General features: G+C 48.8%; 12 protein-coding genes. 6 read left to right on the forward strand and 6 right to left on the reverse strand.

Annotated elements, in window-relative coordinates; genetic code table 11:
- Positions 1–38 precede the first annotated feature (38 nt).
- The 3 genes from E1189_RS07040 (at position 39) to E1189_RS25320 (ending at position 1,985) form a co-directional block, all read left to right on the forward strand.
- Positions 39–551, forward strand: coding sequence for a hypothetical protein (locus E1189_RS07040; RefSeq protein WP_155159326.1), 513 nt, complete (start codon positions 39–41; stop codon positions 549–551).
- Complete coding sequence (locus E1189_RS07045; protein WP_155159327.1) at positions 548–793, forward strand: hypothetical protein; 246 nt, start codon at positions 548–550, stop codon at positions 791–793. The genes E1189_RS07040 and E1189_RS07045 overlap by 4 nt, the downstream gene beginning before the upstream one ends.
- Before the next feature lie 445 nt (positions 794–1,238).
- The gene (locus E1189_RS25320) at positions 1,239–1,985 is read left to right on the forward strand and encodes a DUF4258 domain-containing protein (RefSeq protein ID WP_329601931.1); all 747 of its coding nucleotides are present in this window, start codon (positions 1,239–1,241) and stop codon (positions 1,983–1,985) included.
- Between the two features lie 182 nt (positions 1,986–2,167).
- Here E1189_RS25320 and E1189_RS07060 read toward each other — a convergent pair whose 3' ends face one another.
- The 3 genes from E1189_RS07060 to E1189_RS07070 form a co-directional block, all read right to left on the reverse strand.
- Positions 2,168–4,858, reverse strand: a complete 2,691-nt coding sequence (locus E1189_RS07060; RefSeq protein ID WP_155159328.1) for a M14 family zinc carboxypeptidase — start codon at positions 4,856–4,858, stop codon at positions 2,168–2,170.
- Positions 4,859–5,034: 176 nt separating this feature from the next.
- Positions 5,035–6,216 (reverse strand): ATP-grasp domain-containing protein, encoded by a 1,182-nt coding sequence (locus tag E1189_RS07065; RefSeq protein WP_155159329.1) that lies wholly within the window; start codon positions 6,214–6,216, stop codon positions 5,035–5,037.
- Positions 6,206–7,168: an ATP-grasp domain-containing protein gene (locus tag E1189_RS07070; protein WP_155159330.1), complete on the reverse strand. Its 963-nt coding sequence runs from the start codon at positions 7,166–7,168 to the stop codon at positions 6,206–6,208. Before E1189_RS07070 ends, E1189_RS07065 begins: the two co-directional genes overlap by 11 nt.
- Positions 7,169–7,461: 293 nt before the next feature.
- Here E1189_RS07070 and E1189_RS07075 point away from each other — a divergent pair, with 293 nt between their 5' ends.
- Positions 7,462–8,547, forward strand: coding sequence for a M20 family metallopeptidase (locus tag E1189_RS07075; RefSeq protein WP_155159331.1), 1,086 nt, complete (start codon positions 7,462–7,464; stop codon positions 8,545–8,547).
- A gap of 33 nt (positions 8,548–8,580) precedes the next feature.
- Here the strand turns inward: E1189_RS07075 and E1189_RS07080 are convergent, their stop codons facing one another.
- Positions 8,581–9,696: a branched-chain amino acid ABC transporter substrate-binding protein gene (locus E1189_RS07080; RefSeq protein WP_155159332.1), complete on the reverse strand. Its 1,116-nt coding sequence runs from the start codon at positions 9,694–9,696 to the stop codon at positions 8,581–8,583.
- Between the two features lie 217 nt (positions 9,697–9,913).
- Between E1189_RS07080 and E1189_RS07085 the strand changes: the two genes are divergently transcribed.
- Entirely contained in the window at positions 9,914–11,386 is a 1,473-nt protein-coding gene (locus E1189_RS07085) for a hypothetical protein (protein WP_155159333.1), read from the forward strand.
- A 36-nt stretch (positions 11,387–11,422) separates the two neighbouring features.
- Here E1189_RS07085 and rpiA read toward each other — a convergent pair whose 3' ends face one another.
- Complete coding sequence (gene rpiA / locus E1189_RS07090; protein ID WP_155159334.1) at positions 11,423–12,091, reverse strand: ribose-5-phosphate isomerase RpiA; 669 nt, start codon at positions 12,089–12,091, stop codon at positions 11,423–11,425.
- A 145-nt stretch (positions 12,092–12,236) separates the two neighbouring features.
- On the opposite strand from rpiA, the gene ilvA reads away from it, so the two are divergent.
- Positions 12,237–13,751 (forward strand): threonine ammonia-lyase, biosynthetic, encoded by a 1,515-nt coding sequence (gene ilvA / locus E1189_RS07095; protein WP_155159335.1) that lies wholly within the window; start codon positions 12,237–12,239, stop codon positions 13,749–13,751.
- 296 nt (positions 13,752–14,047) lie between these two features.
- On the opposite strand, the gene E1189_RS07100 is transcribed toward ilvA, so the two are convergent.
- Complete coding sequence (locus E1189_RS07100; RefSeq protein WP_155159336.1) at positions 14,048–14,683, reverse strand: 5-formyltetrahydrofolate cyclo-ligase; 636 nt, start codon at positions 14,681–14,683, stop codon at positions 14,048–14,050.
- Positions 14,684–14,810 lie beyond the last annotated feature (127 nt).

Raw genomic sequence — 14,810 nt, forward strand, 5'->3', positions numbered from 1 at the left:
ACGCTCCTTTGCTGGGGGCTGAATAGTTACGTATAGATTTGCATAATACGGCTACGGTTATACCGTTTGCCCAAAGTGATGTTATCGAAACCTTTATGAATGGAGTTCATCCTGATTATACAAATGCTGTGGATGAATTGATCAAGTATATTGCTGGTTCTTATCCTCTAAAAGTTAGGGAGCTGCTTGAGAAAGAAGAAGCCGGCTCGGAATTGACGGAGCGTCTTGTACGAGCATTAGAAGAGTATGGGGCGGATGCAGCAAGAGATATGGCACAAAACTTCCAGAGGGAACTAAAGGCCAAAAACTCAAGTCCAATTGTCAATGCTGTAACATTTTTACCAAAGGATGAGCTTGCGAAACTCGCAGAATCCCTTATAAACTTGACATCAGTTAAGCGTAGAATGTCCACCGATTCAGAGACAGTGGGCGGTCCTTCGGATGTTGCTGTTATAACGAAAGGTGATGGTTTTATCTGGATTAAGCGTAAACATTACTTTAAGTCAGAACTGAATCATCACTACTTTGAAAGAAGCCTCGGAGGTGCATGATGGCTACGTTTAGGCGTGATTTTTCCGAAAAGAAACAAGAAGATAGAGAAATGAAGCCACAGGATGCATTTGGGTTTGACACCGAAGAGACTAGCCCAAGTAAAGAGCTAGCTGAGAAGCTTGGCAAGGCTTTCTTTGAGAGCTTTGGCAAGGACACCTCATCTTCTACTAGCAAGCCTGACAAGCATGACAGCAATGGAGACAAGGCCAGCTTTTTCTACCGACCAGTATCCCTCGGTTAAAATTAAGCCATAATTTCCATAGTTAATACAACCCTGTTCCTCCCGGATCGGGTTTTTTTTATTGTTTGTTCCTTATATGTTGGTTGGTAGTGCAGGGTTGTTTCCGCCCTTCGGCGGCCCGGTTTCACTCCCTCAAAAAATAAATAACACCCCAGAACACATGCACTCATTTAGCGACACATCCAAGCAGCGCCTGGCGGCCTGTGACGAATGCCTACAGCAACTGTTTTATGCCGTAATCGAGCTACGATGTTGCTATTCTCTACGGCCACCATGGCCGGGAATACTGCGCCCTTATCCCCTTGCACAGTATGGTGGAACTTAAAGTAAGTCTGGGCTCTTTTGTGGCGCTTTCGGCTCAGTGTTATATAGCGAATTTGTATAGATTGAACCTTGACCCATGTATTGCTGTCTAGGATACTCTACCTATCATTATGATAGGTGAGTGGGGCTGGTGAAACCTGAAGGCGTATATGAGTTCCCACTGACAGAGCGGGCGGCGAGGAAAATTATTCAGGATCTCGCCAAGAACTATACAGGTCGTATTTTCTTTTCCAAGCATGTAAGGCAGCGAATGCAGGAAAGAAAAATCAGTAATACTCAGATACTGAATATTTTATCATCAACGAACAGTATTTTTTCAGAACCCCCACACCCAACTGCTAGCGGGAGTTGGAAGTTTAATATGCGAGGGGTGGCCGCTGGAGAGGATATGAGTACCATAGAGGGAGGTGTTATGTACCATTACAAAGAAAGCGGCTTGAATAACATATTCCTTGTCAGTGGTTTTCATGTGAAAGTCATCGACGATGAAGAATATGTTAGCTTCGATAACGTACCTGAACTCCATCAGGCTATAGGTAAAATTGTAGCGGAGAAGAAAGCACCTCTGAACGGCAATGAGATTCGCTTTTTAAGGGTGAATATGAATCTCTCTCAAAAACTATTAGGTCGTTATCTGGATGTTGATAGCCAGACTGTTGCCCGTTGGGAAAAAGATCAGGTAAAAATTCCCAGAGCTTCTGATGTTGTATTACGAGGTATGTTTATTGAGAGCGTGAATTCTGAAAGCGGATTTAATTACTTTCTTGAAATGTTGTCAGAGTCTGAGGGAGATGTGGAGCGCAATCATAACCTTGTTTATGACGAGCACTGGCTGGAAAAAGATAATCAATTTCTGCAAATGATGTGATTTCACTCAATATTTGCAAATGGCATATAGATTAAGCCATAACTTACATAGTCAATAAAACCCTGTTCCTTGTGTGTCGTGCAGCTATCTTCTCACGGCCGAGAAATGCAAAACAAACGAAGCCCCCGATTTTGTATTCAAAATCGGGGGCTTCGTTTGTGAAGGCCTTGTTGAATGGCGTTTTAGTCTATTGGTTCAACACTGAGGTCTTTACGCTCCAAACCGCTCAAACGATGCTCCTCTTCTTCTTGGGTTTCATAGTTTTCATCGTCCACCACTGGAATCGCTTCATCCACACTAAACCTCATGGTTGTGGGCGCAGAGTAGTTGGGCACATCGTCGTAGCTGAACACAGAGTAATACTTGGGGATGTTAGGGTTGCCAAAATCGTCGTAAGTGTACTCGTCCTGCCCCGCGTACAGCTTTACACCATCCAGTGGAGAGCAGGGGGGACGGAAACGGTTACGCACCACATAGCAGCCTACCAGATCAGGGTCGTCTGGTTTTAGCCAGGTGAGCTTCACCCGCTTCTTTTCTACCGACACCTGAAGGTCTGTGGGTTGGGGGACAGGCTTTTTCCGTCGTTCAATATATTCCAGCACCAGCTCTGCTTGCCAGGCATCCCCGTCGCCGTGCCAGTCGATCAGAGCATTGCGGGCCTGAGAAGGTGTTGTCGGGCGCACAACCAGATAGATGGATTGCTGCTTTTCATGTAGCTCCTCAAGAATACTCAGGCTGTAGGTGTCGAAAGCAAAGTGGTGGCTGGGGTTATCCCTCAGCTGGGCATTGCTGATTTCGTAGCCGAGGTATTCAATCTGCTTTCTGTTTCTGACGCTCTCGTAATCCAGCTCCGCCAGCTTGGCCAGCTCTATGGTGAAGCGAATATCCTTGCGGGTTTTCAGCTGGTTCTTGGCCCGCAGGCGAATGTAGGCTGAGGTGACCACCGTTTTTTCCGGAGGTGGCAGTTTATTGAGGGCGAACTCAATGTGCCCATAAACCTTATCGCCATTGGCATCAAACCCGGACTTCAGGGTACCGGGCATAGCGGTTTCCCTGTTGATGGTGTGGATATGGGATGGCTCCATAAAAAGCTGTTGCTTGGTACGGGTGTAAATCAGCTGCAGATTGGGGCGATAGTGAATGCCGCCACCAAAGCGTCCGTAGCCAATATCGAACTGCATCATCTGGGAATCGTGCCCTAAGGGCAGTTCCTCCGGCCCTTCTATACGTAGAATCAGGCGACCACGCTGAGTTATTTCCTGCTGGAGCAGGCGTCTTTCTACGGCGGTGAAGTGCCAGTCTGTCCAGATGCCCTGGGTCAGTCTGTCAGACTCAATCGCATCCCCAAGAGTCTGAATAACGGGAGCGGAGGCAATCTGCTCGTAGCTATTTAAATCCGTTATCGCACCACTGTCCAGTATGGAAACAGACCACTCGCCGTAGTCTTCGATCTTCGCATTCACCCTGTTCATGGGGTAAAGGGAGAAGGCTGCTTTCTTGATAATGGCATCGGAAGGCAGGTTGTTGAGCTGGTAGGCGATTACGCCATAGCAGCAGCCTTTTTTCTCATTGATACCGACAAACAGGGAGTTGTGGCCGAAGTGCTCGCTGTTGCGTGCCAGCGTTTTTTCGCCCACGTAACCCACATTGTTACGGGTCGGGAACAGGGTGAAGAGAAACTCGTCGTTATCCAGCTGGGTTCTCACCTTTAAAAGTGGCGTGAACGGAGAGCGGATACCAGTAATACGATCGACGGCACGCACGGTGTAGTAATAGCGCTGGCCGCTTTTGAGTTGCACGTCGGTGAACGTTTTATTGCCGGTCATGGCGATACGGTTTTCTGCCGTGCAGGGCTGTTTGGGTGCCGTGTTGCGATACACCTCAAAGTAAATATCCACATTGCTCTCATGTTCCCAGTTTAATACCACGGAGTTCGCCAGTATTTGCCCGGTTTTCAGAGACGAGGGGCGCTCGGGAGCGAGGCGTGAATAGTTAATGGTGTTTTCCAGCGCATACAACAGTGCCGGAATATTCTCATCCACACTCTGGGACATATTGATCAGATAATCGGGAATATTCCGGGTACCCACTTCCACAACGGTAGAGAGAATGCCCTTGTTGTAGTAATACTCCCGTCCACTGCCGTGTATCAGGTTGAATGGTGGTTTACCCCGGTGGATACCATACTGACGGCCAGTCACCTTGCGAATCTCTTCCGCCATATTGGCGCAGAGCATATTCAGGTCGGTACCTTCAATCTCTTCCTCGTGGTTGAATTTATGGGCGGGGAAGAACACATTGCCTTGAGAGTGGTAATCCAGTGCCACGGCAATGTTGGGGTGGCTATCCACAAAGTTCTTAATAGCCAGGGTTTCTGGCTCCGAGAACGGGGCTGGGCCGCCGTACACAACAGAGCTTGTGTCGGAACTCTTTCTAAAGCGCACGGCGAAGTTGCGGTTCAGGTCTACGCCGAAGGTGCCATCACCGTTATCCCGGCGATTTTTCCGCCAGAAGGAGAAGTGCTCACGGGAATATTCAAAGCCATCCGGGTTCAGGCAGGGCACCATATACAAGGTGTTGCGGGTGAGTGCCTTAAGCAGGCGCGGATTGGTTTTGTAGTTTTCAATGATATAGCGAATGAACTTGGTTGCCAGCTCAATGCCGATCCACTCCCGGGCATGAATAGTACCCGTATACAGCATGGCAGGTTTTTCATCGGCAAACGCCACATCCTGAGAAATCGTCACCAGCATGATGGGCCGCCCTTCCCAGGTATCACCAATATTTTGAAGGCGAATCAGGTTTGGGTGCTCGCCCATGGCGTGCTGGAGAAAGTCGATGGTTTCCTGATAGGAAATATATTGTTGTTTCATAGGCCCCTGACTTTTGGAATTTTGAAGAATCTGTCAGATGTAAAGGCAACACTTGTCGTAAACCCTACCTGTTCGCAGAGCATTTCCCAAGGGCAGATCTTAAAAATTGTTGTTATTCATGAAGATAGGGGGCTTATTGCCCCCTTTTGTTCTTATTTAAGTACCGGATTTGGTGTTTATTCCTGTTCTTGAACAGGAGCCGCTTCTTCCAGACCAAGGTCTTGTGCCTGCATCACCTTCAGGTTGTCGGTTGGTGCAGCGATGGACTCAGTACGAGGATAGTTATCCTGGAAGTTCCACACTTCGCTGGGCCATTCTTCTTCGTGGGTGGTGCGGGTGTTCACGATGGGATAGTTGTCCTCGCCCATACGGGTGAAGGTTTCCCCTGTGTCTGTGGAGTAGCTGGTGTACCGTGAGAAGTGGATGTGACGCATGGTACGCAGCACAGAAGAGGACATTTTGCCCAGCTCTTCCCAGTTGTACATAGGAATGTGCGGGCAAGGCATCTGACCCTTGGACAGCTTCCACATCAGGTACTGGCCAATCCAGTCACGGATGTAAGGGAAGGCAGCGAAGGCGGTGGCACACTCAAGGATGGTGTACTCATCGTCGTAGCTAACGGCCACATCGCAGGCCCAGAATTCAGCGTTTGCCGCCTTGGATGCGCGCACGGCAATTTCCAGTGCTTCTGCAGGCACGTTGCTGTAATCCATGCTGCCGCCCTGGGAAGTGTTAGTGAGCCACTCACCTTCAGGAGGACGACGCCAGAACGCGCACACAGGCTTGTGACCAACCAGCATCACGCGGATATCGGCTTTCATGGGCACGAAGTCCTGCACGTAGATGGGGTAGTACTTCTTCTTGTCGATCAGCTCCAGAGCTTCTTCCGGGCTGTCCACTTTGTGCACGTAGTAGCCGCCGTAGTTGGACGGGCCGTAGGAACGTTTGATGATTTTCGGGTAGGTGGCGTTGTTCAGGAAACGCTTACCCTTTCTGCGATCGTAGAAAATGCGGGTTTTGGGAACCGGCAGGTTGTACTTCTCACAGAAGTGAGTCACGTTCTCCTTAGATTTGTTGGAGAACTGGGTGTCCAGAGAGGGCATGAACTGTACTTCTGGCAGCTCGCGGGCAATCTCACGGAATGTCTCGTAAGCGGTTGCCGGAATGTTGCCGATCAGAACGTCGATTTTCTTCTGGCGCACTTCCTTGATGAAGCGGTCCTTGTCGTTACCCCAGTGGTAAACAACGGTTTCGATTTTGTTCGGCCAGCCTTTGAAGTTGGACTTATCGAAGAAGCGAAGAACATGATCAAGATAAAGCAGGCCGATTTTCGGCAGGGTGTTCTTATTAACTGGCATGGAAGGATTCCTTCTGAACAGTTTTCATATCAAAATTAACCAATTTGTTGACCGTGAGCTTACGTTCAATCAGCTCAACGATTTTCTGAATCTTCAGATCATTGAAGTCGATGCCCAGGGCTTCTTGATCCGGTGTTGCAAAAGCAGGAATGCCGTTCACTTCCAGTACCACGTACTCTTCGTGCTCACGGTCATAAATCAAATCAACGCCCGCAATTTCCAAACCTGTCACTTTTGCTGCTTTTTTAGCCAGTTCTACAACTGCGTCGTTAGGCTCACGGTTAATCACGTGCCCGCCGCTGGTGATGTTGGTTCTCCAGTCGTCCTTTGGAGCTTGACGGCCGTAGCAGCCCACCATTTCACCATCAACAATATCAATGCGGTAATCGGTATGGTCATTTTTCACAAAACGTTCAACAAAGAAGTGCTGAATGTCAATTTTGTTAATAAATGGTTGCAGCATGTCCAGCGCACTTTCATCTTCCAGGCGTACAATGCCTGCACCGCCCCAGCCATCGGTAGGCTTGTACACGGCACGGCCACCCCAGTCGTTCATGCTGGTGCGCAGGGCATCCAGGTTGTTGTGGCGGCAGAGGCAGTAATCTGGCGTATTGATGCCATGGCGCTGAAGAAGATGAGTGGTTTTAAATTTATCTTCGGTTAACGCAAAGGAATGATAGTTGTTAATGATGGGGATAAAGCGATCCAGCATTTCGTAAAGATACATTTGATACTGGGTTTGTTGGCCTGCGTTATACGTAAAGAACAGGTCGAGCTCTTCCATTGCGATGCCGTTGCAAACAATCGAGCCTTTGTGAGCAAGCGCATTTCCCAGGTTTAAGCCTGTGATAACCGCTATTTCCCTTTCTTTCAGTTTATCAATTAGCTTTTGCTGGATAACATCTCCACCGCCATTTTGATATAACCAAAGACCAACTGTGTGCTTGGGCATGATGCAATTCCTATAACTTTTGGCAATTAACCGCTGGGTTATGGCAGTAGTGTTTTGTATGGAAATCCGTACGGAAGATGCGCAGCTGAATAGTGCTTTGTGCGTTGATCCATCTGTTTCGCGAGGGAATATACTCTTATGCGTGTGGTTTGTTGATAGTGATTTTTGTATCTACTTACGAAGTTTTGACTTAAGTCATATTTCAAACACAACGAAACACAGATAGACATTTTCTTTAAAGAGTCTTGTGGTAAATTCATCGCAAATACGACGCCCAAGAAGAAGTAATAGCCATGGACTTTAAAGAGCTTGCATCAATTATTGAGGTGAATTCTCATACTCGAAATAAGGCCGGGGTTGATAAAAATGGTCAAATATTCAGCAAGTGGATGGAAGACCTTGGATATCAAGTCGAGCGCCATACGCGAGAACATATCGGTGATCACCTGTACTTTCGTTCCCAGTCTGTACCGGGGCAAAAAATTTTGCTGTTAGGTCATCTGGATACTGTTTTTCCGGAAGGCACCTTCACAGACTTCCGTGAAGATGATGAATGGATTTACGGGCCGGGCGTGTGTGATATGAAGGGGGGCAACTATGTGGCTCTGAGCGCCTTGCGTAAAATCCATGAGCAACAGGGGGAGCTGAGCAATATCGACATGCTGCTGGTCAGCGATGAAGAGACAGGCAGTGACGACAGTAAATTCCTCACTGCCAGGCTGGCCAAAGATTACGACGCATGTCTGGTATTCGAAGCGGCGGGTCTGAACAACGAGGTGGTTATCTCCCGTAAAGGCATTGCTACGCTATTCGTTGATCTCAAGGGCAAAGCGGCCCATGCAGGCAATTGTTATAGCGATGGTTGCAATGCCAACCTTGCTGCTGCCCATATGCTGATTGCGCTGACGGAACTCACGTGTCTGGAAAAAGGCACCACCGTGAATGTGGGGCAGATCAACGGTGGTATCGGTGCCAATACCATTTCACCCGAGGCGCGTCTGGTTATCGAATTCCGTTTCACCTGTGCCAGCGAGCGGGAACGTGTGCTGGGAGCCATTGACGATATTGTTGCCACAACCTTTATTGAGGGTGTAACAGCAACACTGAGCGGTGGCCTGCAGCGTGATGTCATGGAAAATACTCCGGCACAGCAACATCTGCTGTCGACTATCGAAGATCTGCTTGGTTATAGCGTTCCCGTTGAGAAACGTGGTGGGGTGAGTGATGCTAACACCGCATCAGAGTCTGGTGTTGCGACTCTGGATGGCTGGGGGCCGTTTGGGGATGGAGATCACACGATTCACGAGCGTGCGAGCAAGAAGAGTTTTGAGCTGAGAATCAAGGAAGTGACCAAGATTCTCAGCTACTTTAATGGGTGAGTTTAGGCTTGTTGGCAGGTCGGCATTGGGCCATTAGTTTAATGGCGTTTTGGTACCATCCTGATACCACTTGTAAACCACAAAACTGAAGTCTTTCAGGTCACCTTTGGCGTCAAAGGCCAGCTCTCCTGTTGGAGTTTTAAAGCTATTGCTGCGCAGAGCTGTGGCGACTTTCTCAGGATCGTTGCCACTTATCTTGATGGCATCAGCCATAACCTGAACGGCGGAGTAAGCTGGGAACACGAAGGGGCCAGAGGCATCTTCACCCTTGCCGGAAATGTACTCAACCAGCTTCTTGTTGGCAGGATCCTGATCGAAACTCTTAGGCAGAGTCACCAGTAAACCTTCAGACGCAGCGCCAGCGATGGTAGAGATGTCCTTGTTGCCTACCCCTTCAGGGCCCATGAATTGGGCCTTCAAGCCTTTCTCAGCACTTTGACGCAGAATCAGCCCCAGCTCCGGGTGGTAGCCACCGTAGTAAACGAAGTCTACGTTCTCTCTCTGCAGTTTGGCGATCAGAGCTGAAAAATCCTTGTCGCCTGCCGTCACGCCTTCAAAGAGCGCAATGCTGGTGCCGGCTTTTTTCAGTTCGTCACGTACAGATGTGGCCAGGCCCTCACCATACTGCTGCTTGTCGTGAATGATGGCTACATTTTCAGGTTTCACTGTATCAAGAATATAACGGGCAGCTGTCGGGCCCTGCATACTGTCCAGACCAATGGTACGGAAAATCAGACTGTAACCGCGGGTAGTGATGTCCGGGCTGGTGGATGCGGCGGTAATCATCAGAATACCTTCGTCTTCATAGATATCAGACGCTGGCTGTGTGCTGGATGAACAGAGGTGACCGACAACATACTGGATGCCGTCGTTTACGATTTTGTTGGCAACAGCTACGGCCTGTTTGGGGTCACAGGCATCATCGTAAACGACACCTTCCAGCTTCTTGCCGTTCACACCACCGGCCATATTGATTTGCTCAATGGCTGCTTTGGCGCCGATAAACTGCATGTCACCATACTGGGCAACAGGGCCTGTGACAGGACCCGCCAGACCAATCTTGATGGTATCAGCCGCTTGAACGCCCCCGGTCAGCATGGCGAAAGCAATAGAGGCGCTTGCCAGTGCTGTGCGCAATGTGTGTGTCATTCGATCTGTTCTCTTATTTTATGTTGTAGTTTTTATCGTTGTTTTTGGTGTTGTATGGGAATCATTATTCCGTTCAGGTCAGTTTATACAGGAATTTTTCTGAGACTGACAGGTGGGGAAGATAGACATTGATAGCGCCTTTCCAACATGAGGAGGCTGTTTGTGGCAGTTATCACTGTAAGCATCTACTTTTGATCGTCACAGTAAAAAGGAATATATGGTGCTGCGGTTGTTGTCTGGTCGGTATTCTTTCTTTGTAGCCGTATGCTTGTTTGTCATCCATTCAAGCTTTTCCAGTGAAGTGCTTGCGGCTTCAAAGTTGCAGCTATATATAAATGGCATTTATTTGCCTGTGACTGTGGCAGCGCACACACCTCTACCTGTAAGTGCTTCAGAAAACGGTACAAATTATCAAAGTGAGCGTAGTGACTATCTGAGCCAGCTTCCCTCTTCGATGATCGATGAGTTTAGATTGATACCCTTTGAAGATAGAGATGGAACAACCACCACAGAACAGTTGCAGGCACTTCCATCCTCATCCTCAAGCTTTGTGAATTGTATACTTGAACAGGCAAAGAATACTGCTGCGACTGAGCATACACAGGCTGGGCTCAGTCCTTTTCATAGCCAGGTATCCCAAATGAGCAGCAGAAATAAACCAAGCGAACTCTTCATTAGCGATGAAAGCTTACGCTTTTTCTATAGTGTGGGCCGATCAATAGCGAAAGCATGGGCCTTGAGTATTCATGCCGAAAAAACTTATAAAATACTGGATCGGGCCCATTTCCCGATTCCTGAACGCAAAGAGCTCAGCAGTCATGACGATAGATTCCGATGCCGCTATGAAGGGCAATATGCGTTGGTACAAATAAACCCAGAGGCAGCCTGGTATGACCACCTGAGTATCGAGTTTCTGGTTTATGAAAAGAATGAGGAGGCAGGGCAATACCAGTTCGATTCAACGATTCATATGCTTTACAGTCTCAATGACCTGATTGATCTTGGTGAAGTGTTAGATGCGCGTTACAAGAACACCTTCAGCGACACCCCCACTCGCCGCTTTGCCTTGCCTGAGCGGATATTTTTCACAGAAAAAGTGCACATAGACAGCTGGCTCCACCGGCTCAGCATGTTTGGAGGAATGTTTACTGAAACCGTGAAAAGTGCAGTGGGAGACAGAAGTATGCTCTATGGGACAAGAACAATCTCGAATGGGCGTTTACAGTGCTGTGAAGCGAGTAAGTTGAGGCAGGGAGCTTATTGGGCACGTCAGATAGCTTTTGTCGTTGCTATACCTATCGGTATTTCATGGCTGTATTCCAGATTGGGGTTGCATGATACGCCTGGAGTGTTTCAAGGAGTCGTTCTCGGCGGCACATTGTTGTCTTGGGGAAAGGCCACACTCGGTGCCTTCTATCACTTTGAAAACCCAGATCATAGCGAGTGGATCTTAAAGCACGTAAATCAATGGTTAACTGAGTCGTCTTCAGAGGAGAGCGAGCCTGCTGTTAAGTTACCCCCCATACTGCCACATCCTTTCGCTTTAGAAATGCTCTGGTCATCCAGCAAAAGAACCCGAGAAGCCAGTCGCTTGAATGTCACTCCTATAGTTCATCATCACACATGGCAAGTGGCTCCATCAGGCAGTATCATGGCTGGTGCTGCCGGAACTCTCCGCAGAAAGCATTGACTCCGACAGCATCAGGCTGAATTTATATCTGCACCTTTACTTGATAGTTTTCACGCCATCTTTGGTGCCCAGCAGCAGAACATTGGCGGGGCGGCTGGCAAACAAACCGTTGGTTACAACACCGGTAATCTGGTTAATCGCAGTTTCCATAGCAACAGGGTCAGTAATAGACATATTCCACACATCCAGAATGACGTTGCCATTGTCTGTGACTACGCCTTCACGGTAGGCCGGGTCACCCCCCAGACGTACCAGTTCACGGGCTACGTAGCTGCGTGCCATGGGAACGACTTCCACGGGCAGGGGGAAGCGGCCCAACACATCAACCATTTTGGATTCGTCGGCGATGCAGATGAACTCCTCTGCTACGGCAGCCACAATCTTTTCGCGGGTCAGGGCTGCACCGCCACCTTTGATCAGATGCAGGTTGTCGTTGCTTTCGTCTGCACCATCAATATAGAAGCGCAATTCGGAGATGCTGTTCAGGTCATACACAGGAATGCCGTGGCTCTTCAGACGTTCGACACTGGCTTCGGAACTGGCCACGGTCCCCTCAAAGCGGTCTTTCACTTTCGCCAGAGCATCAATGAAGAAGTTGGCCGTGGAGCCGGTACCGATTCCGATAATCATATCGTCTTCAAGATGGGGAAGAATGTAATCCAAAGCAGCCTGAGCAACAGCTTGTTTGAGTTCATCCTGGGACATGAATTGTGATCCTGGTGAGTGGGCGAAGGCAGAATTATACGGAATCCTTGAGAAAGATCGAAAGAGATTGGGCAGAATCTTCACCATTACGTACAATTATACTCCAAGCGAACAAAGCTAATTACAAGAGTCACTGCGGTCGATTATGCCTAATCAGTACATCAGGAAGATCCTCGAAGCCCGTGTTTACGATGTTGCCGTAGAGACGCCTCTGCATCCTGCTCCTTTTCTCAGTGAACGGCTCAATAACAATATTCTTGTGAAGCGGGAAGATTTGCAGCCGGTATTTTCCTTCAAGATTCGCGGTGCCTACAACAATATTGTGCAGCTCTCTGAAGAAACTCGCAGCCGGGGCGTAGTGTGCGCATCAGCAGGTAACCACGCACAGGGTGTGGCGCTTTCTGCTCATAAGCTGGGCATTCGCGCTGTGATCGTGATGCCTACCACAACGCCGGATATCAAGGTGAAAGGTGTGCGTTCCCGAGGTGGTGAGGTTGTGCTTCATGGCGACAGCTTCCCGGAGTCTCTGGCCCATGCGCTGAGCCTGGTGGAAAGCGAAGGTCTGAGCTTTATTCATCCTTATGATGACGTGGACACCATCGCGGGTCAGGGCACTATCGGTATGGAAATCTTACGTCAGCAGACCGGTGATCTGGATGCAGTGTTTGTTCCCGTTGGCGGTGGTGGTCTGATTGCTGGTGTTGCGGCGTATGTAAAGTACCTGCGCCCGGATGCTCTTGTGATTGGCGTGGAGTATGAAGAGTCCGCCTGCCTGAAAGCCGCTATGGATGCCGGTGAACGCGTGGTATTGCCGCAGGTTGGCTTGTTTGCCGATGGTGTGGCGGTTGCCCAGATTGGCGAAGAAACATTCCGTGTCTGTAAAGAGTGCGTGGATGAAGTGGTTACCGTCAGTGCGGATGAAATCTGCGCTGCCGTGAAGGATTTGTTTGACGACACGCGCTCTGTAACTGAAACCTCCGGTGCACTGGCAACGGCTGGTATGAAAAAGTATGTCGAGCGGGAAAAGTTACAAGGCAAAACTCTTGTCACCATAGCCAGTGGTGCCAACGTGAATTTTGACAGGCTGCGTTATATCTCTGAACGGGCCGAAGTGGGGGAAGGGCGTGAAGCTATTCTCGGTGTAACGATTCCCGAACACCCTGGAAGTTTCCGCCGCTTCTGTGAAAAAATTGGCAAGCGCAATATCACGGAATTCAATTACCGTTACTTTGATGATAGGGAAGCGAGCATTTTTGTGGGCGTGCAAATGCACGCGGATACAGAAGGGCGTGGTCGTTTAGTTCAGGACCTTTCTGACGCCGGGTATGCTGTGGATGATCTGACCGATAACGAAGTGGCTAAACTCCACGTGCGTTATATGGTGGGTGGCCATGCCCCCAGTGTGAATGATGAAGTGGTTTACCGCTTTGAGTTTCCAGAACGCCCGGGTGCCCTGTTGAACTTTCTGAACCGTGTCGGTACACGGTGGAATATCTCTATGTTCCACTATCGTAACCATGGTGCGGCCTATGGACGTGTCATTGTAGGAATTCAGGTACCCCAGGAGGAGCGAAGTGAAATCCCTGAATTTCTGGAAGATATTGGTTACCACTACTGGGAGGAAAGCCATAACAGTGCCTACAAACTCTTTTTGGGGTAAGTACCCAAAAAAAGTTTGTGTTGGGTCACACTGTGTAGTGTTAAATATGTGGTTTCTTGTTGACGCTCTCAGGTTTTGTGGCATGCTATCTGACACTTAACAAAAGTGCTTTTGTGTATTTCGATGCATAAACGCTCAGGGACGGTTAAAAAAGAGCAGGATGCCAGGACGTTTTATCTGGATTTATTTGGCATGTCTAAAGTTGACCCACTCCATATCATGATGGCCGTATTTGCTCTTGGGATTTTTTCGACGGCCACAGCCCAGATGCTGGGCTGAGAGCTGAATAATAACAATCAGTTTGAATCGGTCGTTAGGCTGGCGTAAAAACGCTGGTCTGTTGCGACACCTGTAAGGGGAATATCCCAACTTTCGGAAGGGATGTTGCCTGCTTTCTGACACTCGTGAGCCAGCCCTATCAGTTGCGGTTGGGGGGCTTTTTTCTCTTTACCGCTCACAAATGCAAATGTACGGTCATAGTAACCACCGCCCATCCCCATGCGCTTTCCTGCTTCATCAAAACCTGTGAGTGGTAATAGCACCAGATCAAGACCACTGGCTAGACGTGTTTGATACAGACTGCTATCTGGCTCAGGAATGCCGTACTTGTTATTGATCATGACCGTATCTTCCTGCCAGGGAAGGAATGTCAGAGTTTTGCTTCCTTGTGGATCAACAACAGGCAAATAGATGTTCTTACCTTTCCTCCATGCATCTTCTACAAAATGTCGGGTGTCTATTTCCCCATCGGCTGCAATATAGACGGCAACATGCTGGCTGTTCTGGTAAGCAGGCAGGGTAAGAAGGGTATTTAAAAGACGCTGGCTGGCAGCCTGCTGTTGAGCAGGTGTAAGGCTTCTGCGGATCTGGCGCAAGTGTTTTCTTAGTTCACTTTTTTGTTGGGCAACTGAGATAGGTTGTGTGGGGTTCATTGCATTTATTAAGAGTGTTGGGGGAGAGGGGATAGTATCAGTTTATCTCAGACAGGCTGACAAGCATTCTTCATGTAAAACTGGCTTGTGTACCAGCTCTAGGGCCTGTTGAGGTTTTAGACAGGAC

The organism is Parendozoicomonas verongulae, from assembly GCF_009711465.1.
GTDB lineage: Bacteria > Pseudomonadota > Gammaproteobacteria > Pseudomonadales > Endozoicomonadaceae > Sansalvadorimonas > Sansalvadorimonas verongulae.